The 25437-nt window shown below is 62.2% G+C and carries 26 protein-coding genes; 17 read left to right on the forward strand and 9 right to left on the reverse strand.

Annotated elements, in window-relative coordinates; genetic code table 11:
- The first annotated feature begins 155 nt into the window (after positions 1 to 155).
- The 4 genes from DU505_RS16440 to DU505_RS16455 all read left to right on the forward strand — a co-directional run bounded on the left by DU505_RS16440 (position 156) and on the right by DU505_RS16455 (position 4084).
- Complete coding sequence (locus DU505_RS16440) at positions 156 to 1646, forward strand: carbohydrate porin (protein WP_114480064.1); 1491 nt, start codon at positions 156 to 158, stop codon at positions 1644 to 1646.
- A gap of 170 nt (positions 1647 to 1816) precedes the next feature.
- A complete protein-coding gene (gene dnaB, locus DU505_RS16445) occupies positions 1817 to 3205 on the forward strand; it encodes a replicative DNA helicase (protein WP_114480065.1) in 1389 nt (462 codons plus the stop codon).
- Positions 3206 to 3280: 75 nt separating this feature from the next.
- Positions 3281 to 3574 (forward strand): hypothetical protein, encoded by a 294-nt coding sequence (locus DU505_RS16450; protein WP_114480066.1) that lies wholly within the window; start codon positions 3281 to 3283, stop codon positions 3572 to 3574.
- 207 nt (positions 3575 to 3781) lie between these two features.
- On the forward strand, positions 3782 to 4084 hold the full coding sequence (locus DU505_RS16455) for a DUF6482 family protein (RefSeq protein WP_114480067.1): 303 nt from the start codon (positions 3782 to 3784) through the stop codon (positions 4082 to 4084).
- 57 nt (positions 4085 to 4141) lie between these two features.
- Here DU505_RS16455 and DU505_RS16460 read toward each other — a convergent pair whose 3' ends face one another.
- On the reverse strand, positions 4142 to 4546 hold the full coding sequence (locus DU505_RS16460; RefSeq protein ID WP_114480068.1) for a thiol-disulfide oxidoreductase DCC family protein: 405 nt from the start codon (positions 4544 to 4546) through the stop codon (positions 4142 to 4144).
- Between the two features lie 174 nt (positions 4547 to 4720).
- On the opposite strand from DU505_RS16460, the gene hemH reads away from it, so the two are divergent.
- Entirely contained in the window at positions 4721 to 5794 is a 1074-nt protein-coding gene (gene hemH, locus DU505_RS16465; RefSeq protein ID WP_114480069.1) for a ferrochelatase, read from the forward strand.
- 91 nt (positions 5795 to 5885) lie between these two features.
- On the opposite strand, the gene DU505_RS16470 is transcribed toward hemH, so the two are convergent.
- From DU505_RS16470 to DU505_RS16495, 6 genes are read right to left on the reverse strand one after another with little or no spacing between them, the layout of a single operon-like run.
- Positions 5886 to 6320: a Na+/H+ antiporter subunit G gene (locus tag DU505_RS16470; protein ID WP_114480070.1), complete on the reverse strand. Its 435-nt coding sequence runs from the start codon at positions 6318 to 6320 to the stop codon at positions 5886 to 5888.
- Positions 6321 to 6330: 10 nt separating this feature from the next.
- Entirely contained in the window at positions 6331 to 6600 is a 270-nt protein-coding gene (locus DU505_RS16475; protein ID WP_114480071.1) for a K+/H+ antiporter subunit F, read from the reverse strand.
- Positions 6594 to 7091, reverse strand: coding sequence for a Na+/H+ antiporter subunit E (locus DU505_RS16480; protein ID WP_114480072.1), 498 nt, complete (start codon positions 7089 to 7091; stop codon positions 6594 to 6596). The genes DU505_RS16475 and DU505_RS16480 overlap by 7 nt, the downstream gene beginning before the upstream one ends.
- Positions 7088 to 8629, reverse strand: a complete 1542-nt coding sequence (locus DU505_RS16485; protein WP_114480073.1) for a monovalent cation/H+ antiporter subunit D — start codon at positions 8627 to 8629, stop codon at positions 7088 to 7090. Before DU505_RS16485 ends, DU505_RS16480 begins: the two co-directional genes overlap by 4 nt.
- The gene (locus DU505_RS16490; protein ID WP_114480074.1) at positions 8626 to 8970 is read right to left on the reverse strand and encodes a Na+/H+ antiporter subunit C; all 345 of its coding nucleotides are present in this window, start codon (positions 8968 to 8970) and stop codon (positions 8626 to 8628) included. The genes DU505_RS16485 and DU505_RS16490 overlap by 4 nt, the downstream gene beginning before the upstream one ends.
- Positions 8970 to 11780 carry a monovalent cation/H+ antiporter subunit A gene (locus DU505_RS16495; RefSeq protein WP_114480075.1) on the reverse strand — a complete coding sequence of 937 codons (2811 nt, stop codon included), beginning with the start codon at positions 11778 to 11780 and terminating at the stop codon, positions 8970 to 8972. The genes DU505_RS16490 and DU505_RS16495 overlap by 1 nt, the downstream gene beginning before the upstream one ends.
- A 500-nt stretch (positions 11781 to 12280) precedes the next feature.
- Between DU505_RS16495 and DU505_RS16500 the strand changes: the two genes are divergently transcribed.
- From DU505_RS16500 to DU505_RS16540, 9 genes are all read left to right on the forward strand, one after another.
- Complete coding sequence (locus tag DU505_RS16500; protein WP_114480124.1) at positions 12281 to 14611, forward strand: putative monovalent cation/H+ antiporter subunit A; 2331 nt, start codon at positions 12281 to 12283, stop codon at positions 14609 to 14611.
- Positions 14604 to 15035, forward strand: a complete 432-nt coding sequence (locus DU505_RS16505; RefSeq protein WP_114480076.1) for a Na+/H+ antiporter subunit B — start codon at positions 14604 to 14606, stop codon at positions 15033 to 15035. The genes DU505_RS16500 and DU505_RS16505 overlap by 8 nt, the downstream gene beginning before the upstream one ends.
- Positions 15036 to 15086: 51 nt before the next feature.
- Positions 15087 to 15434: a Na+/H+ antiporter subunit C gene (locus tag DU505_RS16510; protein ID WP_114480077.1), complete on the forward strand. Its 348-nt coding sequence runs from the start codon at positions 15087 to 15089 to the stop codon at positions 15432 to 15434.
- Positions 15431 to 17005, forward strand: coding sequence for a Na+/H+ antiporter subunit D (locus DU505_RS16515; RefSeq protein WP_114480078.1), 1575 nt, complete (start codon positions 15431 to 15433; stop codon positions 17003 to 17005). The genes DU505_RS16510 and DU505_RS16515 overlap by 4 nt, the downstream gene beginning before the upstream one ends.
- On the forward strand, positions 17002 to 17475 hold the full coding sequence (locus DU505_RS16520) for a Na+/H+ antiporter subunit E (protein ID WP_114480079.1): 474 nt from the start codon (positions 17002 to 17004) through the stop codon (positions 17473 to 17475). Before DU505_RS16515 ends, DU505_RS16520 begins: the two co-directional genes overlap by 4 nt.
- Before the next feature lie 24 nt (positions 17476 to 17499).
- On the forward strand, positions 17500 to 17769 hold the full coding sequence (locus tag DU505_RS16525; RefSeq protein WP_114480080.1) for an MrpF/PhaF family protein: 270 nt from the start codon (positions 17500 to 17502) through the stop codon (positions 17767 to 17769).
- Positions 17762 to 18163 (forward strand): monovalent cation/H(+) antiporter subunit G, encoded by a 402-nt coding sequence (gene mnhG / locus DU505_RS16530; protein WP_114480081.1) that lies wholly within the window; start codon positions 17762 to 17764, stop codon positions 18161 to 18163. Before DU505_RS16525 ends, mnhG begins: the two co-directional genes overlap by 8 nt.
- 324 nt (positions 18164 to 18487) lie before the next feature.
- Positions 18488 to 19834 (forward strand): DASH family cryptochrome, encoded by a 1347-nt coding sequence (locus tag DU505_RS16535; RefSeq protein ID WP_114480082.1) that lies wholly within the window; start codon positions 18488 to 18490, stop codon positions 19832 to 19834.
- A gap of 59 nt (positions 19835 to 19893) precedes the next feature.
- Positions 19894 to 21198 carry a lytic murein transglycosylase gene (locus DU505_RS16540; RefSeq protein ID WP_114480083.1) on the forward strand — a complete coding sequence of 435 codons (1305 nt, stop codon included), beginning with the start codon at positions 19894 to 19896 and terminating at the stop codon, positions 21196 to 21198.
- A gap of 124 nt (positions 21199 to 21322) precedes the next feature.
- On the opposite strand, the gene DU505_RS16545 is transcribed toward DU505_RS16540, so the two are convergent.
- The gene (locus DU505_RS16545; RefSeq protein ID WP_114480084.1) at positions 21323 to 21913 is read right to left on the reverse strand and encodes a PRC-barrel domain containing protein; all 591 of its coding nucleotides are present in this window, start codon (positions 21911 to 21913) and stop codon (positions 21323 to 21325) included.
- A 154-nt stretch (positions 21914 to 22067) separates the two neighbouring features.
- Between DU505_RS16545 and rloA3 the strand changes: the two genes are divergently transcribed.
- The gene (gene rloA3 / locus DU505_RS16550) at positions 22068 to 22658 is read left to right on the forward strand and encodes a retropepsin-like aspartic peptidase RloA3 (RefSeq protein ID WP_114480085.1); all 591 of its coding nucleotides are present in this window, start codon (positions 22068 to 22070) and stop codon (positions 22656 to 22658) included.
- 21 nt (positions 22659 to 22679) lie between these two features.
- Here rloA3 and DU505_RS16555 read toward each other — a convergent pair whose 3' ends face one another.
- Positions 22680 to 23393, reverse strand: a complete 714-nt coding sequence (locus DU505_RS16555; protein ID WP_114480086.1) for a 16S rRNA (uracil(1498)-N(3))-methyltransferase — start codon at positions 23391 to 23393, stop codon at positions 22680 to 22682.
- A gap of 96 nt (positions 23394 to 23489) precedes the next feature.
- Between DU505_RS16555 and phaR the strand changes: the two genes are divergently transcribed.
- Together phaR and purD are read left to right on the forward strand one after the other, a co-directional pair.
- On the forward strand, positions 23490 to 23984 hold the full coding sequence (gene phaR, locus DU505_RS16560; RefSeq protein WP_114480087.1) for a polyhydroxyalkanoate synthesis repressor PhaR: 495 nt from the start codon (positions 23490 to 23492) through the stop codon (positions 23982 to 23984).
- A 136-nt stretch (positions 23985 to 24120) separates the two neighbouring features.
- On the forward strand, positions 24121 to 25416 hold the full coding sequence (gene purD, locus DU505_RS16565) for a phosphoribosylamine--glycine ligase (protein ID WP_114480088.1): 1296 nt from the start codon (positions 24121 to 24123) through the stop codon (positions 25414 to 25416).
- The last annotated feature ends 21 nt before the right edge of the window (positions 25417 to 25437 follow it).

Raw genomic sequence — 25437 nt, forward strand, 5'->3', positions numbered from 1 at the left:
TCGCGACATGCCCGACGCCTTCCGTTTCGTCGGGCCTGTATGGTGAGGCCGGCTGGCGTTTTTTTGTCCATGAGCTTAATCGATTAAGAGATTAAGGAATCTGCCGAGGCTCTTGCCGGCTTACTTGTAAAACAACCATAAAAGGACTCACTGCCATGAAGATTGCCTTGCTCAGAACCCCTCTCGCTGCCGCCGTGGCAGTGGCTAGTATCGGCATGACCGGGCTCGCCACCGCCGATAGTCTGGAGCAGCGTCTGCTCGACCTGGAGAATCGCGTCGCGGCAGCGGAGCAGCGCGCTTCAGCTGCGGAACAGCGGGCCGAACTGGCCGAAGCCCAGGCAGAAGGGCGCCTGAGTGGCGACGAGGTGGAAGAGCGCCTGGCCAAGGTCGAGCGCCAGGCCAGCGGCGAAGAGGGCTTCTCGTTCAACGCCTATGCCCGCTCGGGACTGCTGCTGGGCGAGGATCGCAAGAGTATCGAGGGCGGACCTTACGTGACGCCGGCCGGTGGGCTGGGAGGGGCCGTGGGGCGACTGGGCAACGAGCCCGACACCTACGCCGAGGCGATCCTCAACTATCGAATGCAGTTCGACAACGGCGCCAAGGCCCACTACCGCACCATGCTCGCCAGTGGCACCACCACCAGCAACGACTGGGACGGCGATTCCAACCTCAACGTGCGCCAGGTCTACGCCGAGTTCAGCGACCTGCCGAGCTTCACAGGCACCTTCGAGAACGCCTCGATCTGGGCCGGCAAGCGCTTCGACCGCGACAACTTCGACATCCATTGGCTCGACAGCGACTTCATCTTCCTTGCCGGCACCGGAGCCGGTATCTACGACATGCAGCTGGCCGACAATTGGCGCTCCAATGTCTCGGTCTACGGGCGCAGCTTCAGCGACTACCCGGTGCGTCCCGAGTTTCCGGGAGACGATGGCAGCACGGACAGCTTGATCCTGACCTCAAACAACTACTTCGGTAACTGGCAGTGGATGGTCAATGCCCTGTCGGCGGCCGATAACGACGAGCGCGATATCGGCGAAGGACAGGCCGCCGACAGTGGTTTTCACACCATGGTGGCCTACCACGGCGACAGCTTCTTCGGCCTGGGTGAAGGCAACTACAAGGTGGCGCTGCTCCACGGCCAGGGCCTGGGAGCGGAGGTCAAGGGGCTAGGCAGCGACGGTGAGCTGACCGAAGATGCACAGGCCACTCGACTCGGCATCTATGGCACCACCTACGTGGCGCCCAACTGGCGATTCGCTCCGGTGCTGTTCGGTGAGGTGAGCAAGGACCGGTATGTGGACGGCGACGACTACAAGTGGCTGACCCTCAATGCCCGCCTGGTCAACGAAATCACCCAGAACTTCGAGATGCAGTACGAGGCGAGCTACCAGTACATGGACCTCGACCCCAATGGCCGCGGCGATCTGAATACGGTGAACGGCGACTTCGGCAAGTTCACCATTGCCCCGACCTTCAAGCCCCAGGTGGGCGGCTTCTGGCAGCGGCCCGAGATCCGCCTGTTCGCTTCTTACACCGACTGGGATCGCGAGCTCAACGACTACGATGCGGACGCCGCTTTCGGCAGCGATGGTTTCACCGGTGGCCAGTGGAGCTTCGGTGTGCAGACCGAGGTATGGTTCTGAGATAGCGGCTCCAGGTAATTGCCCGGCTATTGTCGGGCAATGGCTCGCGTACTGTTTCGATACCTTGCCGCGACCGGAAACGGTCGCGGTTTTTGTCGCTTCGAGAGGTGGGGTGGACCACGGGCATCGGGTAGAATGGCACGGCCCGTTTTCATGTAGGTGGCCATGCCATGAACGACACTCTCGAGCTGGATCAGGAAACCGCTGCCCTGAAGATGCCACCTCATTCGCTTGAGGCGGAACAGTCGGTGCTGGGCGGCCTGATGCTCGACAACCAGGCTTGGGACAACGTGGCCGAGCGGCTGGTGGCGGATGACTTCTACCGCTACGAGCATCGCCTGATCTTCAACGCAATGACCGGCCTGGCCGAAGCCAGTCAGCCGCTGGATGTGGTGACGCTGTCCGAGGCGTTGGAAGGGCGTGATCAGCTCGGTACCATCGGTGGCCTCGCCTACCTGGCAGAGCTGGCACGCAATACGCCCTCGGCGAGCAATATCCGCGCCTACGCCGATATCGTTCGCGAGCGCGCCACCCTGCGCAAGCTGATTCGGGCGGCCAGCCAGATCGCCGATGGTGCCTTTAGCCCCCAGGGCCGGCCGGCCGACGAGCTGCTCGACGAGGCCGAGCGGCTGGTGTTCCAGATCAGCGAGGAGCGCCCCAAGTCGGGTGGCCCCATCGGCATGAGCGAGCTGCTGGCCAAGGCGGTGGACCGCATCGACGAGCTGTTCAACATGAAGGGCGAGATGACGGGGCTCTCAACCGGCTTTCGCGATCTTGACGAGATGACATCGGGACTACAGCCCTCCGATCTGGTGATCATCGCCGGGCGTCCCTCTATGGGCAAGACCACCTTTGCCATGAACCTGGTCGAGCATGCCGTGATCGCCAGTGACAAGCCGGTCATGGTGTTCTCCATGGAGATGCCCGCCGAATCGCTGATGCTACGCATGCTGTCGTCGTTGGGGCGCATCGACCAGACCCGGGTGCGTACCGGTCAGTTGGAGGACGAGGATTGGCCGCGGCTGACCTCGGCGGTGAACCTGCTCAAGGACAAGCAGCTGTTCATCGACGACACCGCAGCGCTGTCGCCCAACGAGATGCGCTCGCGGATCCGTCGGCTGGTGCGCGAGCATGGCAACATGGCGCTGGTCATGATCGACTACCTGCAGTTGATGCAGATCCCGGGCTTCTCGGAAAACCGGACCGGCGAGATATCGGAAATCTCCCGCTCGCTGAAGGGCATGGCGAAAGAGTTCGGCTGCCCGGTGGTGGCGCTGTCGCAGCTCAACCGCTCGCTGGAGCAGCGCCCAAACAAGCGACCGGTCATGTCCGACTTGCGTGAATCAGGCGCCATCGAGCAGGACGCCGACGTCATCGCTTTCGTCTATCGCGACGAGGTCTATAATCCAGACAACCCCGACAATCAGGGCCTGGCCGAGCTGGTTATCGGCAAACAGCGTAACGGCCCCATCGGCACGGTACACATGGCCTTCATTGGCAAGTACACCCGCTTCGAGGACCTGGCGCCGGACAGCTACGGTGAGTCCTTCGGAAACTGATCGCTGTCCCCGGCCTTGAGCCTGTGGGTGGGCGCCGTATAATGCCGACCCTTGACAGATACACCAGGAGGCAGCATGGCAGGCGGATTCAGACGTGGCAAACAGCAGCGTGCCCCGAAGCTCGAGGCGCGTGGCGAACTCCAGTCGCTGGAGCGGGAAGGACCTTTCAAGGAGTGGCTGGGCATGCCTGACCTTTACCGTTTTCATCTGGTTGTGGAGGGCGAGGCGTACAGCTATCAGACCGAGGATGCCGAACTTGCGGTGGCCGTCGGTGATCGCGTGGTATTTCGCTATAAGGAAACCAAGGCGGGTAAGTGGGTGGACCGTCGCTCACTGGCCAAGGCCATCGATCCCTCCGATTACCAGTAGGCGTTTATCCAGACCTCCTTTGAAAAACTGCCTTATCGCAACTCTGTCGCAATACCGACTGCCGGAGCCCGCGTCCCGGAACCCTCCGGCTGTCATATAGTCACAAGATCAATATGCTACTGTCATGCTAATGCTATCGGGCACAGTCATGCTGTGCCCGAGCGGTATCAGTTTTATGCCACCAATGTCCGCCACATGGAGGGAACCATGGACTTCGATGACCTCAAGGCCTTTGCGGCCAGTCACGATAATTATGAAATTCGCGTCATTACCCACTCCGGCAGCCACTGCTACCAGGTAGAGTTGGAGGATATGGAAGGTGCCAGACACATGCTGACACGACGTGGCAAGCCTGTTGTGTTCCGCTCGCTGGAGGATGTCTATCTGGAGCTGCAGCGGGCTGGTATCCATCGTGCCTTCCTGGTACAGCATGTGCCTCAGGATGAGGTGATTGGCCGCGAAGCCCACTATCAGGATCCACTCACGTCGCGCATTCCGCTGGTATTCTGAGCGACGCCTTCCTTCGGCGTGAGTGCCACAATGGCAGCGCCGCCCCGTCCTCCCGCTTCAGTCCCTTGCCTTTCGTCGCCGCCCCTTCAGCCAGCGCCCCAGGCGCACCCGGCGGCGCGCGAACCAGAGATATGTCGTATCCATGAGCCACGCCAGCCCAGGCTGGGTGCTCAGCCATACCAGGCGGCGATAGCCCAGCACGGCGTAGAGTGCGCGACTGGCGTCCATTCCGATGAACCATCGTCCTTGGGCGTCGCGCAGATGCAGCTGTCCCATCATCTCCACGAAGCGCCTGTCTACGGCCTCGGCATCGAAGCCCGGGGCCTGAATATCCACCAGTATCACCCGTTCGCGTCGAGGATGGCGAGACAGCCAGGCAACCTCCCGCTGACACAGCGGGCAGTGGCCGTCATGGTAGAGGGTGATCGGGGCGAGGGCATCGAGGGTCTCGCGTCGGCTCATGGTATCTCCTGGGTGTAGCCGTCCAGATGGAGGCCATGTCGTAGCGGAGCGGCCACACGCCTTCTCCTTGGGCTGTACAAATTATAGCAATGGTACAACTTTGTTCTGCCCGTGTGGCGTGATGCTGGTAAACTGGCTGGCGTTGCCAGTCGACGATCAGAAGGAAGGCCTTGCATGACAGATGTGAACGCGCCGCATGACAGCTCGGATAGCCGTCATCCCGAACATGCCCCGGCTGACCACCCCAGGGTGTCGCCGCGCAAGGTGGGGGTGGTGGTGGCCAATCTCGGCACACCGGATGCCACCGACTACTGGTCGATGCGTCGCTACCTCAATGAGTTCCTCTCCGACAAGCGGGTGGTGGACTACCCGGACTGGAAGTGGCAGCCACTGCTTCAGCTCATCATTCTGTCGCGACGCCCTTTCAGCTCCGGCGAGGCTTATCGCGGTATCTGGAATACCGAAAAGAACGAAAGTCCGCTCCTTACCATCACCCGCGATCAGACGCGCAAGCTCGCCGATGGGCTCGAGGCGCTGTATGGCGACCAGGTGGTGGTCGACTTCTGCATGCGTTATGGCAATCCTTCTACCGACAGCGTGCTGCGGCGGATGCAGGCACAGGGCTGCGATCGCATCCTGTTCTTTCCGCTCTATCCCCAGTACGCCTCGCCGACCACCGCCACGGCCAACGACCAGGCGTTTCGTACGCTGATGAAGCTCAAGTGGCAGCCGGCGTTTCGTACCGTGCCGGCCTATTTCGATGAACCGGCGTATCTCGACGCCCTGGCAGCCTCGGTGGAGGAGGGCTACGCTGCCGCCGAAACGCCGCCGGAGGTACTGGTAGCTTCCTATCACGGCGTGCCGAAGCGCTATCTGATGGAGGGTGACCCCTACCATTGCCAGTGCCAGAAGACGACGCGACTGCTCAAGGAGCGCCTGGGCTGGCGCGACGAGGCCATCGTCACCGCATTCCAGTCGAAGTTCGGTCCGGAGGAGTGGGTGGGGCCGGCCACGGTAGAGCATGTGGCCGAACTGGCCCGCCGCGGCCACAAGCATATCGCGGTGGTCTCGCCTGCCTTCTCCGCCGACTGCGTGGAGACCCTCGAGGAGATCGAGGAGGAGATCAAGGAGAGCTTCCTTGCCGCCGGCGGTGAACGGTTCACCTATATTCCGTGCCTGAACGACCGCGATGACCATATCGCCGCGCTGCTTGCGGTCATTCGGCGCGAACTGTCTGGATGGTGCTGAGAGCGCCTTTCGTTCGGCAAGTCAGTCAATGAACTACGAAGAGGGCTGCCGATCGGCAGCCCTCTTCGTTAGTGTCTTGAGTAACAGTGTCTCAGCGGCGCATGCGCGAGCGTTTGGCCTTGCGATACTTCCACGGGTGTTTGGCTCGCGCCGGACGCGCCACACGGCTCTGGCCGACGTCCTCGTCGCGGAATTCAGGAATCGAGCCACGGGTGCCGGTGATGAAGCGTAGGTGCATGTGCAGCCCGGTCTTGGCCAGCATGTGACCGGTAACCGGTGCGGTGATGAACAGGAACAGGGTGATCAGCAGCTCCTGGACATGGAGTTCGCGCTGGGTCACGGTGAAGTAGAGCATTGAGGCGATCAGAATGCAGCCGATTCCCAGGGTAGTGCCCTTGGTTGGCCCGTGCAGACGCATGAAGAAGTCCTTGAACTGCAGCATGCCCAGCGAGCCGGTAAAGGCAAATATTCCACCGGCAACCAGCAGGAAGGCGATCACGCCTTCGGCAATGACATAGAAGGTCATGGCGTCTTCCTCATTCGATGATATCGCCGCGCAGCAGGTAGCGGCAGATGGCCATGGTACTGACGAAGCCGAGCATGGCGATCAGTATCGCCGCCTCGAAGTAGGTCTTGGTATTGAGCCAAAGCCCCAGCAGTACGATCAGTGCGATGGAGTTCACGTACAGGGTGTCCAGTGCCAGAAGGCGGTCCGGGATGTCCGGACCGATGGCGAGCCGATAGATATTCATCGCCATGGCCAGGACGATCAGCGTCAGGCTGATCAGCAGGGCGGTATCTAGCATTCGAAGATCTCCTTGAGCGGCCGCTCGTAGCGTTCGCGAATCTCGCGCACCAGTTCCTGCTCCTCGTTCATGTCGAGTACGTGAATCAGCAGGGAGGAGCCGTCCAGGCGGATATTGGTGGATACGGTGCCTGGCGTCATGGTGACCGTATTGGCCAGCAGCGTGATGACCAGCCGATCCTTGACCTCCAGCGGATATTCGACGAAGCCTGGGTGTGGCTCGCGGCGGGGCAACAATATCAGCAGGCTGACATGTGCGTTGGCCTTGACGATATCCCACATGACGTAGGTGACGAACCAGGCCAGCTTGAGCGGGTGCTTCACCCGGGGCAGGGGATCCCAGAAGCCCTGGGTCAGCAGCGGTATCCCCACGGCCAGGAAGGTGCCCAGCAATAGCTGGCCTGGCGAAATGCTGCGCACCATGAGCAGCCAAACCACCAGCAGGACAAGCGAGAGGGTGGGGGTGGGCAGGTAGCGTCCCATTGCTCTCATGGCGCTTCTCCGGTGGTCTCTTGAAACTGCACGATCTCTCGCGCCGGGTCGTCACCCAGCAGCTGGCGAATCGGTTCTTGAGGGTTGGCCAATTGCTCGGCAGCTGCCTGAGTGTATGCGCTCACCGGTCCGCCGAAGACAACCAGCAGGGGAGCACTGGCCAGCAGCCATAGCACACCGGCCAGCTGGGCCCGACTCACCTTGCCGGTGGCGACCTCACCCTTGTAGCTGGCCCAGAAGAAGACCGAGCCTGCCCGGGACATGGCGATCAGGGCGCAAAGACCGGCCAGAAGCAGCAGCGGCCATAGCCAGAGTCGTGCGCTGCCTTCCGCGGCCTGCATCAGCAGCAGCTTGCCCAGCGCACCGGCAAGCGGTGGCAGCCCGGCCACGGCCACGGCGGCCAGCAGGAACATGCCGCCAAGCAGGTGGCGCTGGTGCAGGCGTCGGGCTCGAACCAGGCGGGTACCTGCCTTGCCGCGCTGCTGGCCGATCATTTCGGCGATCAGGAACAGGGCGCCACAGATCAGAGTGGTGTGGGGAAGGTAGTAGAGCAGGGCAGTAGTCGCTTCTGGCGTTCCAAGTGCCGCTCCCGCCAGCAGTGTGCCCACCGAGACGAGTACCAGATAGGCGATCAGGGGGCGCAGGTCGCGGGCGGCAAGCACGCCAACCGCCGCCAGCACGATGGTAGCCAGGCCCGACCACCACAGCCAGGCGGTGATGCCGCCTGCCGCAGAACTGTCGACGAAAATCATCGTCTGAACACGCAGAATGGCGTAAAGCCCCACCTTGGTCATGATGGCGAACAGCGCAGCAACCGGTGCTGGTGCCGCCGAGTAGGTCCGCGGCAGCCAGAAATAGAGCGGCAGCAGCGCCGCCTTGAGGCTGAATACCACCACCAGCAGCAGCGCCCCGGCGGTGACCAGGGCTGACTGGTCGCCCGTCATGGTAGCAACGCGGCGCGCCATGTCGGCCATGTTCAGGGTGCCTGTGGCGCCATAGAGCACCCCCAGGGCAATGAGGAACAGGGCCGAGCCCGCCAGGTTCAGGATGACATAGTGGAGCCCGGCACCGACACGTGCCTTGCCGCCACCATGCATCAGCAGCGCGTAGGAGGCGAGCAACAGGATCTCGAAGAAGACGAAGAGGTTGAACAGGTCACCGGTGAGGAAGGCGCCATTGAGGCCTACCAGTTGGAGCTGGAAGAGGCCGTGAAAGTTGCTGCCCTTGGCATCGTCACCGGCGCTGGCGAAAAGAACGCAGCCCAGGGCCAGCACGGCGGTGAGCGTCAACATCAGGGCCGAGAGCCGGTCGAGCATCAGCACGATGCCAAAGGGTGCCTGCCAATTACCCAGGCCGTAGAAGCTCAGCTCGCCGCTGGCGGCACGGTCCAGCAGCAGCAGGCTGATGAAAACCAGGGCGGCGGTGAGCGACACGCTGACGCGGCGATGGGTGGTAAAGCTGGCCTTGCCCATCAGCAGAAGTGTCAGGGCGCCCACCATCGGCAGCAGGATGGGCAGGATAATGAGATGCTGGTTCATCGACTCACGTCTCCCTCTTCGCCCTGCTGGCCATCCACATGGTCGCTACCCAGTTCACTGCGGGCGCGAATGGCCAGGATCACCACGAAGGCGGTCATGGCAAAGCCGATGACGATGGCGGTCAGCACCAGGGCCTGGGGCAGGGGGTCGGTGGGCGAGATCGACTCTCCGATGACGGCTGCCGCATGGGTGTTGAGGCCGCCGGTGGAAAACAGGAAGAGGTTGACGGCGTAGCCGAGCAGGGCCAGGCCGACGATGACCGGAAAGGTCCGGCCGCGCAGCAGCAGGTAAAGGCCGCTGGCGGAGAGTACGCCGACCACCAGCGAGAACAGGGCTTCCATCAGCGTTCCTCCAGCGTTGGGCGGTTCACGGTGGTGACGCGGCCCAGGTTGACCAGGATCATCAGGGTGGCGCCGACCACTGCCAGATAGACTCCCAGATCGAAGAGCATGGCCGTAGCCAGCTCGATCTCGCCGATCAGCGGAATATGGAAATGGCCGAACGCCGAAGTCAGGAAGGGGTAGCCGAATAGCCAGCTACCAAGTCCCGTGGCCGTGGCGATGGCAAGACCGGATACCGCCACTACCGGATAGGAGATCGGCAGGCGCTGCCGGGTCCAGTCATGACCGCGGGCCAAGTATTGCAGGATCAGGGCCACGGCCGTGACCAGCCCGGCGATGAAGCCACCGCCAGGCTGGTTGTGACCGCGCAGGAAGATGTAGACCGACACCAGCAATGCCAGCGGTAGCAGAATCTGCGCCACCACCGCCAGAATCATCGGATACCGATGCTTCGACCAGCGTATGCCCTCCAGGTTGCCCGACGGCATGAACAGGCGCATGCGGTTGAGCAGCTTGAAGGTGGCAAGGCCTGCCAGGGTCAGTACGGTGATCTCACCCAGGGTATCGAAGCCGCGGAAATCCACCAGGATCACGTTGACCACGTTGGTGCCGCCACCGCCAGGCAGGCTTTCCCGGAGGAAGTAGTCGGCGATGGTCAGTGTTTCACGGGTCAGCAGGGCGTAGGTGAGCATCGCCACCACCACACCCAGGGAGGCGGCCAGGATCAGGTCGCGCAGGATTCGCCGTCCCGAGACCAGCAGGGGCGGGCGCTGGGGAAGGAAGAACAGCGCCAGGATCATCAGGATCATCGAGGCGACTTCCACCGATAGCTGGGTGAGCGCCAGGTCTGGGGCAGAAAACCGCACGAAAGTGAGCGAGACGGCGAGACCCACCACCGACAGCATCAGCAGCGATACCAGCCGCCAGCGATGGCTCAGGGCGCTGCCGATGGCGCCGAAGATGATCAGCCCCGCTCCCAGGATCATCATGCCGTCCAGCGGCTGCTGACCCAGCTCGCCGGTGAGGGAGTCGAGCTGGGTCAGGCCGATACCGGTCATGATCAGGGCACAGAGAATCAGCAGTGCCTGATAACGCTGCAGCGAGCCGTTTTCCAGGCGCAGGGTCAGCCATAGCGTGATCTTGATTGCCCGCTGCATGGCCGCCTCGAAGACCAGCCCGGCGTCACGGGACGGAAAAAGTGCTGCGATGCCGGCGAAGTAACGCTGATGACGAAGCACCAGGATGCCTCCCGCCACCGCCGCCAGGCTCATCAGTAGGGGGGCGTTGATGCCATGCCACAGCGCCAGGGTAAATAGCGGTGTGGTTTCGCCCTGTACCGCCAGGCTGGCTGCATTGACCAGCGGGGCGGCCAGCGTCATCGGGAAGAGACCTACCAGCAGGCTCATCGCTGCCAGGAAGAGTCCCGGGGCCAGCATGCCGCGCGACGGGTCGTGGACTTTCATCGGCGGCTGGGCCTTCTGCTCACGGGTGAGCTTGGGCTCGGCGAAGAAGAGGCTATAGATGAGTCGTAGCGAATAGGCGACCGAGAGCATGGCAGCCACCACCACCAGCAGTGGGATAACCACGCTGAGTGCGCCCAGCAGGTTATTGATGAGGCTCTGTTCGAACAGCATCTCCTTGGAGAGGAAGCCGTTGAACGGAGGAAAACCGGCCATGGCGGACCCGGCGAGGATCGTCATGGTGCCGGTGAGCGGCATCATCGACCATAATGCCCCGAGGCGGTCGATATCCCGGGTGCCTGTCTCATGATCGATGATGCCCACCATCATGAACAGTGCCGCCTTGAAGGTAGCGTGGTTGAGGATATGAAAGACCGCAGCGACGATGGCCAGCGGACTGCCCAGCCCCAGCAACAGGGTGATAAGACCCAGGTGGCTGACAGTAGAAAAGGCCAGGATGCCCTTGAGATCGCGCTCGAGCAGGGCGAACCAGGCGGCATAGAGCATGGTGGCAAGGCCCACCAGCGACAGTGCCACGGCCCACAGCGCCGTATCGCCCAGCGCCGGATTGAGCCGCGCCATGAGGAAGACACCGGCCTTGACCATGGTCGCCGAATGGAGGAAGGCCGACACCGGTGTGGGGGCGGCCATGGCATGCGGCAGCCAGAAGTGGAACGGAAACTGGGCCGACTTGGTAAAGGCGCCAAACAGAACCAGCACCAGAATCACCGGATAGTGGGCCGAGGCGCGTATCGTGTCGCCGGCAGCCAGCACATCGCCCATGGCAAAGCTGCCGGCAGCCTGGCCGATCAGCAGGATGCCGGCCAGCAGGGCAAGCCCCCCGGCACCGGTGACCGTGAGCGCCATGCGTGCGCCGCGTCGGGCGTCGCTACGATGGCCCCAGAAGCCGATCAGCAGGAATGACGAGATGCTGGTCAGTTCCCAGAACAGCCACAGGAGCAGCAGGTTGTCGGCCATGGCAATACCCAGCATGGCCGTCATGAACAGCATCATGTAGGAGAGGAAGCGGCCATCGTCTTCGGCGGCACTCAGGTAATGCCCGGCATAGAGCAGGATCAGACTACCGATACCCAGGATCAGCAGAGCGAACAGCAGCGTAAGGCCGTCGATTCGCAGGGCCAGGTCGAGTCCCAGCAAGGGCATCCAGGGTATCTGTAGGCTGACCACGTTGCCGTCGAGTACGGCAGGCGCATGCATCAGCACCAGGCTCAGCGCCAGCAGGGGGGCGATCAGGGTGGCTGCAACACAAGCCTTGCGGCCATAGCGAGACGTCATTAACGGCACCAGCGTGCCAATAATGGTGAGAAGAGGAATCCACAGCAATGACATTGGTGGTTCATCCATTCTGGCGGCGGATCGGTGACATTGCGCCACGTTATGGGATAGTGAGGCGTGGTCTGGAATGTGCCGGTTACCACGTGGCTCATCGGAGCGATCAAGGATCGCTTGGCTGGCGCATTGGTGGCGACGAATGAAGAAACGGAGGGAAATCGCTATACTACCAAGCCGTTTCGTCGAGCGGTCTATGCCGATTGCTGCCAGCTGCGGCGCAGAGTTTAAAGCTTTTGCGGTGCAATAAACAGCCTGAGAAGGTCGTATGGGGCTTATCCATTGGGCGTAATTTCTCGCTCGACGATGACGGAGAAACACCTGGAGTGCGGTGTTCATTTGCAGGTTCGATGAGCGCTTGTCAAAGTGGCAGTGGTGCGCCATGCCGCTCTCGTGCATGACGGAACAGATCGCCTGCCGCCTAACGAGACAGGCTTCGACAAGGAAGTAACGATGCCGGTACCCCCTGACGGAAGAACGACTATGAAGAGAGCTGCATGATGCAACTAGCCGTGCTATCGGGATTCGTACTGGCCGCTTTCGCCCCGCTGCTGCATCGCTGGTTCGGGGCGGGTACCAGCTTCGTGCTGGCCGCCTTCCCGGCCGCCCTGGCTCTGGGATTCCTGAGTCTCATGCCCGCGGTGATGGACGGTGAGGTGGTGACGTATGCCGTGGAGTGGGTGCCTTCGCTGGGCATGAGCCTGACCTTCGTCATTGATGGCCTTTCGCTGCTGTTTGCGCTGCTGATCACGGTTATCGGTACCTTCGTGCTGATCTATGCCGGCGGCTATCTCAAGGGCCATCCCGACCTGGTGCGTTTCCATATCGTCCTCGTCGCCTTCATGGTATCGATGCTCGGCCTGGTGCTGGCCGATGGCCTGATCACGCTCTTCGTCTTCTGGGAGCTGACCAGCATCACCTCCTATCTGCTGATCGGCTTCAATCATGCCGACCTGGAGGCGCGCAAGTCGGCTCGTCAGGGGTTGTTCGTCACCGTTGGCGGTGGGCTGGCGTTGATGGCAGGCCTCGTGATGCTTGGTACAGCCGGTGGCAGCTGGTCGCTCGCCGAGCTGGGCACCATGGGGGATGTGCTGCGTGAGCACGACCTCTATGCCCCACTGCTGATCTGCCTGCTGCTTGGCGCTTTCACCAAGTCGGCCCAGTTTCCGTTCCACTTCTGGCTTCCCAACGCCATGGCGGCACCCACCCCGGTGTCGGCCTATCTGCACTCGGCGACCATGGTCAAGGCCGGTATCTATCTCATGGCGCGACTCCAGCCGAGCCTGGGCGGCACTGAAATGTGGATCGGTATCCTCTCGGTGGTGGGGGCATTTACCATGTTCACCGGTGCCTTCCTGGCCATTCGCCACACCAATATCAAGAAGCTGCTGGCTTACTCCACGATCATGGCACTGGGCACCCTGACCATGCTGCTGGGTATCGGCACCGAGGGGGCGCTGATTGCCTTCGTCACCTTCCTGCTGGCCCACTCCCTCTACAAGGGCGCATTGTTCATGGTGGCGGGGATTCTCGATCATGAGACCGGTACCAAGGACGTGACCGCCATGGGGGGACTGCGCTCGTTGATGCCGGTGACGGCTCTGGTGGCCATGCTCGCCGCCCTGTCGCTGGCCGGCATACCACCGCTGTTCGGCTTCATTGCCAAGGAGCTGATGTTCGAGTCGGTTCTCGAGGCGGGAGCCTTTCGCTGGCTGATCCTGCTGCTGGCCTTTTCGGCGGCTTTTCTGACCATTGGCGTGGCTGCCATCGTGGCGTTGAGGCCCTTCTTCGGCGAGCGGCGCGCTACCCCGCGTGTGGCTCACGAGGCACCGGTCTCGATGCTTCTCGGCCCTGCCGTGCTGGCGGTGCTCTCTCTGCTGCTAGGACTCGTCCCGGTCCTTGCCAGCATGGGATTGCTGACGGCGGCCGCCTCGGCGGTGATGGGCGAGCCAGTCACCGTCTCGTTGTCGCTGTGGCACGGCGTGAACCTGCCTCTGATCCTGTCGCTGGTCAGCCTGGCGCTGGGCTATGTGCTGTTCCGTCAATGGGATCGGGTGCGTGCGCGCCTGGCGAGGCTCGATCCCCTGATTGCGCGAGGTCCCGAGTCGGGGTACGACGCCTTTATGCACTGGATCACCGTCGTCTCCGACTGGCAGACCCGCATCCTGCAGAATGGCTATATGCGAAACTACCTGATGGTGATGGTGCTGACCCTGATCGCGCTGATCGGTAATTCCCTGTTGCTTCGCCACTCCCCGGAAATCGCCTTCCATCTCGACGTTCGCTTCCATGAAGTGGTCGTGGTGTCGCTGATGGTGATGGGGGCGTTGTTCGCCGCCATCACCCGGTCACGGCTAAGCGCGGTGGTCTCGGTAGGTATCATGGGCTTCTCCATTGCCCTGACCTTCATTCTGTTCAGCGCTCCTGACCTGGGCATCACCCAACTGCTGGTGGAAACCCTGACCGTGATCCTGCTGGTGCTGGTGCTCTTCCGGTTGCCCCGCTTCGCCACCCTGTCGACTCCCCTTGAACGGGTGCGCGACTTCCTGGTGGCGGGGTGTGTCGGTGTGCTGATCACACTACTGGTGTTGACAGCCTGGGGGATCGACCAATTCGTGCCCATTTCGGGCTACATGATAGAGAACAGCGTGACGCTGGCTCATGGACGCAACATCGTCAACGTGATCCTGGTGGACTATCGGGCGCTGGATACCTTGGGCGAGATATTCGTGTTGGCACTGGCGGCGATCGGTGTCATCGCCATGCTCAAGCTGCGTGCGACGGAAAAGTCCAAGCCGGCGTCCAAGGAGAAGGAATCCACCGATGGTTAAGTCCGGTACCTTGATACTGCATACCGCCGCTCGGATTCTTATGCCGCTGCAGCTGCTGTTTTCGGTGTTCCTGCTGCTGCGGGGGCATGACGAGCCGGGCGGGGGCTTCATCGCCGGGCTGGTGGCCGCCGGCGCCTTCACGCTCTACCTGTTCGCCTTCGGAGTCAGCGCCACCCGGGAAGTGCTGCGCATGGTCGACCCCCGTGACCTGATCGGGATTGGCCTGTTACTGGGCATGATCTCGGTGTTTCCCGCCTGGTTCATGGATCAGCCGTTTCTGACGGCCCAGTGGTGGGAGATCCCCGGTATCGATTTCAAGGCCTCGACTCCGCTGATTTTCGACGTCGGGGTCTACCTGGCGGTGCTGGGGTCGGTGCTGGCCATGGTGATGACGCTGATGGAGGTGGACAAGGATGAGCCCTGATCGAACCGGTGTTTCCGCCGTCGCCCCGTCAACTCGTGCTGGAGGTTCGTTATGGAGCCGGTGATGGCCGTGGCCATAGGCCTGCTGTATGCAGCAGCAATCTTTCTTATGCTGCGTCGCTCGATCGTCAAGCTGGTGATCGGACTGATGCTGCTCTCCAATGCCGCCAACCTGTTGATCTTCACCTCCGCGGGCATGACCCGTGGGGCGCCGCCTCTGATCCCCGAAGGGCTTGCGGCACCCCTTGGCCCGGTGGCAGATCCCTTGCCCCAGGCGGTGGTGCTCACCGCTATCGTGATCGCCTTCGGCGTGCTGGCCTTTGCCGTGGTGTTGATCCGTCGTGCCTACGAAATCGTCAAGGCCGATGACCTGGACAAGATGAAGGAAACCGATACGTGAGGCCTGAAGTTGCACTGCCCGTTCTCCTGCCTTTGCTGTCGGGTGCCTTGTCGCTGTTGTTCTGGCGCTCGCGATCCACGCAGCGCTTCATCGCCGTGGCTGGAAATATCGCCCTGCTGGGCGTGGCACTCTGGCTGCTGATATCGGTGAGTCTCGATGACTATGTGGTGATCCAGATAGGGGGCTGGGAGGCCCCGATCGGGATCACCCTGGTTGCCGATATGCTCAGCGCGGTGATGATCGTGCTGACCGGGATCATCGGTCTGGCGCTGGCGGTCTATTCACTGGCTTCCACCGGTCTTGGCCACGAGAAGTTCGGTTACTATCCGTTGATGCACCTGCTGCTGGCCGGTGTCGCCGGTGCCTTTCTCACCGGTGACATCTTCAACCTCTATGTCTGGTTCGAGGTGATGTTGGTGGCCTCCTTCGCGCTGCTGATTCTGGGCGGCGAGAAGGCGCAGATGGAGGGGGCAATCAAGTATGTCACCCTCAACCTGCTGGCGTCGGTGATCTTTCTCACCGCCATCGGGCTGCTCTATGGGATGGTTGGCACGCTCAACATGGCCGATATCGCCCAGCGCCTGGCTGTGGCGGAGAATCAGGGGATGGTCGAGGTACTGTCGGTCATGTTCATGATCGCCTTCGGTATCAAGGCGGCGGCATTTCCGCTCTTCTTCTGGCTACCCGCTTCCTATCACACGCCACCAGTGGCGGTTTCGGCCCTGTTCGCGGGGCTGCTGACCAAGGTGGGGGTCTACTCGCTGTATCGTGTCTTCACGCTGATGTTCGACCAGACACTGGGTTATACCCAGGATCTGTTGCTGTGGGGAGCGGCGCTGACCATGGTGACTGGCGTGCTCGGGGCCGCAGCGCAATTCGAGTTCCGTCGCATCCTCTCCTTCCATATCGTTAGCCAGATCGGCTACATGATCCTTGGGCTTGCGCTGTTCACACCGCTCGCCATTGCCGGGGGAATCTTTGCGGTGATGCACAACATCGTCGTCAAGACGAATCTGTTCCTGATCAGCGGCATCACGCGGCGGCTCCAGGGTACCTATGAGCTCAAGAAGATGGGCGGGCTCTATCGCGAACGCCCCTGGCTGGCCGTGGCCTTCTTCCTGTCGGCCTTTTCCCTGGCCGGCATACCGCCCCTGTCCGGTTTCTTTGCCAAGTTCGTTATCGTACGCGCCGGTATCGAGGCCGGCGCCTACGTGGTCACCGGCGTTGCGTTGGCGGTCGGTCTGATGACGCTCTATTCCATGGTCAAGATATGGAACGAGGTGTTCTGGAAGACCCTGCCCGAAGACAACCTGGTGCCGGTGGAGCAGACCGTAGTGGGTGATGACAGTCGCATGGTGCCGGCCAGCCTCTGGCTGATGTATCTGCCGGTGGCGGTGTTGGCACTCTTCGCCCTGTTGATTGGTCTGTTTGCCGAACCGCTGTTGATCATCATGAACCACATCGGCGACCAGCTGATGAATCCGCAAGGCTATATCGAAGCGGTGCTGGGGGCCGAGGTGGGTATCGAGGATGTTCTGGTCGAGAGGCTGGACGAGGAGATGACGCCATGACGGGGGCGATATGGAACCTGCTGCTTGCCCTGGCCTGGGTCATTCTCAGTGGCGACTTCTCGGGTCCGAATCTGGTGGTCGGTCTTGTATTCGGCTATATCACCCTGGTGCTGATCGAACCCCAGGTGCCGGCTCTCAAGGGCTATCCGGGCCGCGTTCCACGCATCCTGCGTTTCCTGGGCTTCTTCATCAAGGAGCTGGTCCAGGCCAACCTGCGTGTGGGTTTCGACATCCTGACGCCACCCTGGCACATGAAGCCCGGCGTGATCGCCATGCCGCTGGAGGCGCGGACCGAACTCGAGATCACCATGGTCGCCAACCTGATATCCCTGACACCGGGCACACTGAGTCTGGATGTCTCCGACGACCGCAAGGTACTCTACATTCACGCCATGTTCCTCGACGACGAGGAGGAGCTGCGCCGCAACCTCAAGGAAATGGAATGTCGTGCCCTGGAGCTGTTCCGTTGAGTTCGATGATGGTGAGGTGGTGATGTGGATACCGTAATCCTGCTCAGCCAGGTACTCATGAGCTTTGCCCTGATCCTGGCTTTCGTGAGAGTGGTGCGTGGCCCCAGTCTGCCCGATCGGGTGGTGGCGCTGGAGCTGTTTGCCAGCATCGTTGTGGGCATGGTGGGTGTCTATGCCATCAAGATGGACGTTTCCAGTTTTCTGGATGCCGCCATCGTGATTGCGCTGATGGGCTTTCTGGCTGCCATCGGCTTCGCTCGTTTCCTGGAGCGTGGAGGACCTCGGGATGATTGAGATGATCAAGGGGTTTCTGATTCTCACCGGGGCACTGTTCATGTTACTGGCGGCCCTGGGTATCCTGCGCCTGCCCGACCTGCTTACCCGCATGCATGCCACGACCAAGGCCGCGGCCCTGGGTGTGATTCTGATCATGCTTTCCGTTGCCGTGCATTTTGGCGAGGTGGCGGTGGTGGCGCGTGCCTTCGCCATCATCGTTTTCGTGGTCATGACGGCGCCGGTGGCGGCACACGTGATTGGTCGGGCCGGCTATTTCGTGGGTTCGAAACTCTGGTCCGGCACCGTGAAGGATGAGCTGCGGCCCAACTATGACCCTCTGACCCATGAGCTGAAGAGCGGGCTGGAGACCGAAGCCAATGCGGTACACCAGCCCCGGGAGAGTGACCGCTAGAATGCCAGAGTTTCGCTGTCATCAGAGGCCGCCTACGGGCGGCCTTTCGCGTTAGACGCGTTGGTGAATGGGCCTTGGTAGGTAGAAAGAGCCTTGGTAAAAGTAGCGACAGGACTATATATTGTACGAGACCTGTACGATTATCATATCTTGTCCAATTTTACCGAGGTGTGCGATGCACGGCAAGTCCCACCCGTTCAATGAGCCCTTCGGCCAGCACCACAGGCGCGGCATTCCACAAAGCCGGTGGGCCCGCTGCCGGGAAGGCATGTATTATTGCAGTGAGCGCCATGAGCCACTGTCACCTTGCCAGGGAGGAGCACCATGAGCCTGACGCTCGTCTGGCTGCGCCATGACCTGCGCCTGGCCGACAATCCGCTGTTCCATTTCGATCCATCTCCGGATCAGTTGATGTGCGTTTACGTGCTCGATCGCGCCTGGCTTTCCCCCCTGCCGGGGCTGAGCGAACCGCGCATCGGGCCAGCACGGCTACGTTTTTTGTGGGAAAGCCTGATTGCGCTTCGTGGCGAACTGCTCAAGCGAGGCAGTGACCTGCTGGTACGTGTCGGCGATCCGGTGAAGGTCGTGGCTGAACTTGCTGCCGGTCATGACGTGACTCAGTTGAGGCTTCGCCGAGATGCCGGCAGCGATGAGACGCGAGATGTACAGACACTGGTTGACCGGCTGGGAGCGCGCGTCGATGTTTGGCAAACCGATGGTGGACTGTTGTTCGGCGAGGCCTCACTTCCGATGCCGTTGTCAGCACTGCCGGCTAGCTTCTCGGCCTTTCGGCGCAAAGCGGAGCGCGGTTGGGTGGTGCCCACCGCTTGCCAGGCGCCGGTGACGCTTCCACCCTGGCCGCGAGCAGCACCACGCGGCCTGCCGCCGCTCAGCAAGATCTGCACCGGGGCGGCCAGATGGGTGCCCGACCCGCGGGGTGGGTTCCATTTCGCCGGCGGCGAGGCGTCGGGACTCTCGCGGCTTGACCACTACCTGTGGGAGAGCGGAGCGGTGGCTGGCTACAAGCAGAGCCGAAATGGTCTGCTAGGCCCGGACTTTTCCACCCGGCTTTCACCATGGCTGGCCCATGGGTGTCTCTCGGCTCGGCAGGTGCGCGATGCGGTGCGGGCTTGGGAGGCCCAGCACGTCACTGGCGAATTGAGCGACTGGGTCATTTTCGAGTTGCTGTGGCGCGACTACTTCCACTGGGCGGCGCGTCAGGAGGGTAGGGCGCTGTTCGGGCGTCGGGAGCTACCGACACCGTCAGAATCTTTCTCGGCATGGTGTGAAGGCCGCACAGGAGTCCCCTTCATTGATGCCGCCATGTGTGAGCTAAAAACCACCGGCTGGCTTTCCAACCGCGCTCGACAGAATGTAGCGAGCTTTCTGTTGCATGAGCTGGATGGCGACTGGCGCTTGGGCGCGGCCTGGTTCGAGCACTGCCTGATCGACTACGACGTGGCCAGCAACTGGGGAAACTGGCGTCACGTGGCCGGTGTCGGTCGGGACACACGCATTCGCAGGTTCAATGTTCTCAAACAGGCCGAACTGTATGATCCCCTGGGAGCCTACGTGGCCCACTGGCGGCCTGAGTTGGCTGAATCGCCGCCGGGTCGATTGCAGCATCAAACTGATGTGGGGCCTCGCCGGGGTGTGAAAGAGGACTGGTGACGACCGTGATTGTGCGCGATGATCGCTCTCTAACACAGCCAAGGAAAGCAGGAGCAAGAATGAAACGGATCCTTGTCATCAGTCTGGCGACTCTCGTGCTGGGAGGCTGCCAGAGCGGCCCGGTACAGGAGGCGACAGCCGCCGAACGTTCGCATGATGCAGCCGATGAACAGGCTGCCAGCGGACAAGAGGTCGAGACCGCTAGTGAGCAGTCGGCCAGTGGACGTACGGAGCCCGAGGCGACGCCGGCCGACTTCAACGCATGGCTGGCAAGCTTTCGCCGCGAGGCTCGCGCCGAGGGCATCGGCGAGACGACGTTAGCCCGTGCGCTGGACGGGGTTCGCTATCGGCCTCGGGTGATCGAGCTGGATCGTTCCCAGCCGGAGTTCGTGCGGCCCATCTGGCAGTATCTGGATAGTGCTGTTTCATCAACTCGTATCCAGCAGGGGCGTGCCAAGCATGCCGAGCATCGTGACACCGCACGCCGCATGGAGGAGCGCTATGGCGTTCCGTCCGAGATCATCGTCGCCATCTGGGGCATCGAGAGCAACTACGGTGGTAATTTCGGTGATTTCTCGACCCTCGAGGCGCTGGCGACCCTGGCCTTCGAGGGGCGCCGCAGCGATTTCGCCCGCGGCGAGTTGATGGCCGCGCTGCGTATCATCGACGCCGGCGATATCCCCCCGGAGCGCATGGTAGGCTCCTGGGCCGGGGCCATGGGCCATACCCAGTTCATTCCCTCGAGCTTCGAAGCCTACGCCGTGGATGGTGATGGCGACGGCCGCCGTGATATCTGGGACAGCATCCCCGATGTCATGGCCTCGACCGCCAACTATCTCGCCCGGGCCGGTTGGCAGCCAGGTCAGCCCTGGAGCGTGGAGGTCCGCCTGCCCGACGATTTCGACTATGCCCAGACCGAACTGACCACCCGTCGTGCCAGCCGTGAATGGGCTGCCCAGGGGGTGCGCGTCATCGGTGACGAGAGCTTGCCCGATTTCGCCGACGCCTCTGTCATTGCGCCCGCCGGTGCCGACGGGCCGGCCTTTCTGGTGGGCACCAACTTCCGGGCCATCCTGCGCTACAACAATGCGACCAGCTACGCCCTTGCAGTGGGCACGCTGGCCGACGAGATTGCCGGTCGTCAAGGTATCCGTTCCAGCTGGCCGCGAGATGAGCAGCCGCTGACGCGCAGCCAGGTCCGCGAAATGCAGCAGGCGCTCAATGCCCGTGGCTTCGAAGTCGGTACCCCGGATGGCATCCTGGGGCCCAATACGCGCAGCGGCCTGCGCAGCTATCAGCGTTCGATCGGTGTGACCCCGGATGGTTTCGCCACGGTCAGCCTGTTGCAGCGCCTGCAGCGCTGACGAGGAAAGGCCCCGCCCGCGGGGGTGGGGCCTGGCGACAGGCTTTCCTATTGTGCTCAGTCTGTGAGCTGTGCTCTCTGAAGGCAGTTGTTAGAGCAGGCGGCTCAGGCCGAGTGCTGGCGGATCAATCGTTATTGGTCCAATTGTCGAGCAGGTCGCTGACCGCTTGGCCGGCTCTCTGGGCGCCTTCCTGGGTACGTTCCCAGGCGCGTTCGGCACCCTCGCCGATGCGGTCGGTACCTTCGCGAGTCTGGTGCCAGGCGCTTTCGGCACCCTCGCCAGCGGTATGCCAGGCATCCCGCGCGCGCTGCCGTGCCATGTTCCACCAGTCCTGGTCGTAGCGTGGCATGGCCGTCAGGGCATCTTCGTTGGCGTCCACGAGCACGTCATGGGTGGTTTCGCCATCCTCTTCATGGGTCACCAGCTGGTAGTGGGCATTGGTGACCACGATATGGTCGCCATCCTGTCCCACATCGGCATGGGAGCGTATGACCAGGGCGTGAACCTGCATGTCGTCACCGAGCAGCATATCGACGACATCGCTGGGCTGGCTGTCCGGTGCGGCTTCGAAATGTACCTCGGCATCGAGAATCGACCTGGCTGAATAGAGCCCCTGGGGCTCGAACTGGGCGTGTGCCCCGGCAATGGTGAGGCCGGCGACCAGCAGGCCAACCGAGGTGGCAAGTGTCGTCCTTGCAATGCGTTGCTGTGTCATACAGTGTCCTCCTTTTCCTTGATGACGCCTTCAGTGTAGTAGATGTACCTAAAGTTTGTTGTCCGGTAACCGCATGCCGGGGAGTGGAGCAGCCTGGGCTGCTGGCATTCGGGAAAAATGACGCTATTCTTTTGGATTTCGACAGGGAGATGGCATGAAAGCAGATTCGTTGCTGCGTCGTTGGAAGAGCGCTCTGGTGCTGAGCGCATGGCTGGGGGTCGCTCTTGCGCCCGCTGCGATGGCTGAACAGGCGGTTTACGGCTGGGTCGAGAAGGCGACGCTGGAGCCTTGGGGGGTAGAGGTCAAGGCCAAGCTCGATAGCGGTGCTCTCACCTCGTCGCTCGATGCCCGCGATATCGAACGTTTCGAGAAGGAGGGCGAAGAGTGGGTGCGGTTTCGCCTGGAACTCGTGGACGAGGCAAACGGCGAGACGTTCTCCGAGACGCTGGAGCGGCCGCTTCATCGCGACATCCGCGTGCGTGGTGCAGGTGGTCGAGACGAACGCCTGGTGGTGCTGATGAAGGTGTGCATGGGCAACACCGTCTATGAGGAGCAGGTCGGTCTGCGCAACCGCGAGGAGATGCACTATCCGCTTCTCCTCGGACGGCGCACTATCGGTCATCTGGGTCTGCTCGACGTGACCCGGACCTTTCTCAATGCACCCGGCTGCGACGAAGATGCCGAGGTGAAACGTTACGAGAACGATGACGCAGGGAGTGACGAGGACGACGACGAGGAGGATTGACCCGCATCGCCGGGGCGTCCCTCAGAACAGTCGGGCCAGCAAGGCAGTCACTGCGGTTTCTACCCGCAGGATGCGCGGCCCGAGATGGATGCCTTCGCAGCCGGCTTCGATCAGCCGTTCCACCTCGAAGGGAATGAAGCCCCCTTCGGGCCCCACCAGCAGCGCGACCGGCTCTTCCAGGCCCCTGGGGCAGGCCTGTGCCATCTCGGGGTGTGCCAGCAGGCCTCGTCGTGCCTCGAGGAGCTCCGGCAGCCTATCCTCGACGAAGGGTCGGAAGCCCTTGGCCAGGCTCACTGTGGGCATCACGGTGTCGCGGGCCTGCTCCAGTCCCAGTACGAGATGGGTCTGGATCTTGTCGGGAGCGAGTTCCGGCGACTGCCAGTAGCTCTTTTCCACCCTTTGGGAATGCAACAGCGTGATCGCTTTCACCCCGAGAGCCGTGGCGTGCTCGAGGCTCCTGGCCAGCATCCGCGGACGCGGCAGCGCAAGCACGAGATGCACCGGCAGCGGGGGCGGTGGCAGGGTGTCCATGGCGCCGAGGGCAAAGCGTGCCTCGTGCTCATCCAGCGCCAGCAGCTCGCCGCGGCCGATGCTCCCGCCTGCTATGCCCAGGGTCATGGAATCGCCGACTCGGGCGCGGTGCACCTCCTTGAGATGGCGCAGGCGCCGGGGGTCTCGCACGCACGCCAGTTGGTCGTGTTCGATGTCGTCAGGGGCGAGCAGGATCAGATTCATCGGGTCTCGTTAATTCGGTTCGATTTGCAAGGGCGGTGGCGCGGTGCACAATAGCAGCAAAGGGCAAGCCTGCCTTTCATGACAAGGAGTGCCACCGTGCGCGTGATTCGCAAGTATGCCAACCGTAGGCTCTATGATACTCAACAGAGTCGCTATGTGACGCTCGAGGACCTGCGGCGCCTTATCCTCGATGAAGAGCCTTTCCGGGTCGAGGACGCCAAGAGCGGTGAGGATCTTACCCGCACCATTCTACTGTCGATCATTATCGAGCAGGAACAGGCGGATGGGGACTCCGAAGTCTTCTCCAACGACCTGCTGGCCCAGTTCATCCGCGTCTATGACATGGCTCAGCCGCTTCCCCTGGCGCGCTACCTGGAGCAGGGCACGCAACTGATGCTCGAGCAGCAGAAGCGTATGAAGGACCAGTGGCAACAGGCCATGCGCCATTCGCCCATGGAACTGATGCGCGAGATGGCAGAGGAGAACATGCGTTTCTGGCAGAAGACCATCGGTCAGGGCCAGGCCAATAATGATGATAGTCACGATGATGACAAGCGCGATGGCAAGGGCGACGAATCCAAGAAGTCCTGAGCAGGGCGCGTCGACGGCGGCTTTCTGACATAATGCCGCGACGATTTCCACGCCCGTTTTCATGAAGCCCGGCATTTTGCGCGGCCAGGCATCGTCAAAGCCCGGTTCACCCAGACAGAGATAGGTAGTGTAGCGGATGAAGGTTCTGATCATCGGCGGCGGCGGCCGCGAACATGCCCTGGCCTGGAAGGTCGCCCAGTCGCCACGCGTCGAACGCGTTTTCGTGGCTCCCGGCAACGCCGGTACTGCCCGGGAAGACGGCGTGTCCAATGTCGCCATCGATGTGAACGACCTGGACGGGCTGGTGGCATTCGCCCAGAACGATGCCATCGACCTGACCATTGTCGGCCCGGAGGCGCCGCTGGTCGCGGGCGTCGTCGATCGCTTTCGCGAGGTCGGGCTGGCCATTTTCGGCCCCACCGCCGGGGCGGCCCAGCTCGAAGGTTCGAAGTCCTTCACCAAGGACTTCCTGGCGCGTCACGCCATTCCTACCGCTGCCTATCGCACCTTCACCGAGGTCGAGCCGGCGCTCGACTATCTGACCGAACAGGGTGCGCCCATCGTGATCAAGGCGGACGGCCTGGCGGCGGGCAAGGGTGTCATCGTCGCCATGACCCTGGCCGAGGCCGAGGCGGCCGTGCGTGACATGCTGGAGGCAAATGCCTTTGGCGATGCGGGAGCGCGGGTAGTGATCGAAGAGTTCCTCGAGGGCGAGGAGGCGAGCTTCATCGTCATGGTCGACGGCAGCAACGTACTGCCCATGGCGACCAGTCAGGATCACAAGCGGGCGCTGGACGGTGACGAAGGCCCCAATACCGGTGGCATGGGCGCCTACTCGCCGGCACCGGTGGTGACCGATGCGGTATACGAGAGAATCATGCAGGAAGTGATCATGCCCACGGTTCATGGCATGGCGGCGGAGGGGCATCCGTACAGCGGCTTTCTCTATGCTGGATTGATGATCGATGCCGAAGGCAAGCCGAGGGTCATCGAATACAATTGTCGCTTTGGCGACCCGGAAACCCAGCCGATCATGCTGCGCCTACAGTCCGACCTTGCCGAGCTGTGCCTGGCAGGGGCGAAAGGAGAACTGGCGGGTCAGACCTGCGATTGGGACGGAAGAGCCGCCGTGGGTGTGGTGCTGGCGGCCGGTGGCTATCCGGGCGATTACCGCAAGGGTGATATCATCGAAGGGCTCGGGGCGGCTGCAAGGACCGGCTGCAAGGTTTTCCATGCCGGCACCGCCGAAGACGACCAGGGCCGTGTCCTGACCAGTGGTGGGCGCGTGCTCTGTGTCACTGCGCTGGGGCAGGGTGTGTCCCAAGCGCGCGACCTGGCTTACCATGGGGTGGCGGCAATCAACTGGGACAGTGTCCAGTTCCGTCGGGATATCGCCTACCGCGCCATTGCCCGCGAGCAGCAGGCCGGCTAGGCGGTGTCTGAGCGTCGCGAG

Origin of the sequence: Billgrantia montanilacus (assembly GCF_003336675.1) — a bacterium.
Lineage (GTDB): Bacteria > Pseudomonadota > Gammaproteobacteria > Pseudomonadales > Halomonadaceae > Halomonas > Halomonas montanilacus.

Bases quoted from the DNA above. Each gene is read 5' to 3' on its own strand.
- DU505_RS16440 (WP_114480064.1), top strand. From the start codon at position 156: ATGAAGATTGCCTTGCTCAGAACCCCTCTCGCTGCCGCCGTGGCAGTG.
- dnaB (WP_114480065.1), top strand. From the start codon at position 1,817: ATGAACGACACTCTCGAGCTGGATCAGGAAACCGCTGCCCTGAAGATG.
- DU505_RS16450 (WP_114480066.1), top strand. From the start codon at position 3,281: ATGGCAGGCGGATTCAGACGTGGCAAACAGCAGCGTGCCCCGAAGCTC.
- DU505_RS16455 (WP_114480067.1), top strand. From the start codon at position 3,782: ATGGACTTCGATGACCTCAAGGCCTTTGCGGCCAGTCACGATAATTAT.
- DU505_RS16460 (WP_114480068.1), bottom strand. From the start codon at position 4,546: ATGAGCCGACGCGAGACCCTCGATGCCCTCGCCCCGATCACCCTCTAC.
- hemH (WP_114480069.1), top strand. From the start codon at position 4,721: ATGACAGATGTGAACGCGCCGCATGACAGCTCGGATAGCCGTCATCCC.
- DU505_RS16470 (WP_114480070.1), bottom strand. From the start codon at position 6,320: ATGACCTTCTATGTCATTGCCGAAGGCGTGATCGCCTTCCTGCTGGTT.
- DU505_RS16475 (WP_114480071.1), bottom strand. From the start codon at position 6,600: ATGCTAGATACCGCCCTGCTGATCAGCCTGACGCTGATCGTCCTGGCC.
- DU505_RS16480 (WP_114480072.1), bottom strand. From the start codon at position 7,091: ATGAGAGCAATGGGACGCTACCTGCCCACCCCCACCCTCTCGCTTGTC.
- DU505_RS16485 (WP_114480073.1), bottom strand. From the start codon at position 8,629: ATGAACCAGCATCTCATTATCCTGCCCATCCTGCTGCCGATGGTGGGC.
- DU505_RS16490 (WP_114480074.1), bottom strand. From the start codon at position 8,970: ATGGAAGCCCTGTTCTCGCTGGTGGTCGGCGTACTCTCCGCCAGCGGC.
- DU505_RS16495 (WP_114480075.1), bottom strand. From the start codon at position 11,780: ATGTCATTGCTGTGGATTCCTCTTCTCACCATTATTGGCACGCTGGTG.
- DU505_RS16500 (WP_114480124.1), top strand. From the start codon at position 12,281: ATGCAACTAGCCGTGCTATCGGGATTCGTACTGGCCGCTTTCGCCCCG.
- DU505_RS16505 (WP_114480076.1), top strand. From the start codon at position 14,604: ATGGTTAAGTCCGGTACCTTGATACTGCATACCGCCGCTCGGATTCTT.
- DU505_RS16510 (WP_114480077.1), top strand. From the start codon at position 15,087: ATGGAGCCGGTGATGGCCGTGGCCATAGGCCTGCTGTATGCAGCAGCA.
- DU505_RS16520 (WP_114480079.1), top strand. From the start codon at position 17,002: ATGACGGGGGCGATATGGAACCTGCTGCTTGCCCTGGCCTGGGTCATT.
- mnhG (WP_114480081.1), top strand. From the start codon at position 17,762: ATGATTGAGATGATCAAGGGGTTTCTGATTCTCACCGGGGCACTGTTC.
- DU505_RS16535 (WP_114480082.1), top strand. From the start codon at position 18,488: ATGAGCCTGACGCTCGTCTGGCTGCGCCATGACCTGCGCCTGGCCGAC.
- DU505_RS16540 (WP_114480083.1), top strand. From the start codon at position 19,894: ATGAAACGGATCCTTGTCATCAGTCTGGCGACTCTCGTGCTGGGAGGC.
- DU505_RS16545 (WP_114480084.1), bottom strand. From the start codon at position 21,913: ATGACACAGCAACGCATTGCAAGGACGACACTTGCCACCTCGGTTGGC.
- rloA3 (WP_114480085.1), top strand. From the start codon at position 22,068: ATGAAAGCAGATTCGTTGCTGCGTCGTTGGAAGAGCGCTCTGGTGCTG.
- DU505_RS16555 (WP_114480086.1), bottom strand. From the start codon at position 23,393: ATGAATCTGATCCTGCTCGCCCCTGACGACATCGAACACGACCAACTG.
- purD (WP_114480088.1), top strand. From the start codon at position 24,121: ATGAAGGTTCTGATCATCGGCGGCGGCGGCCGCGAACATGCCCTGGCC.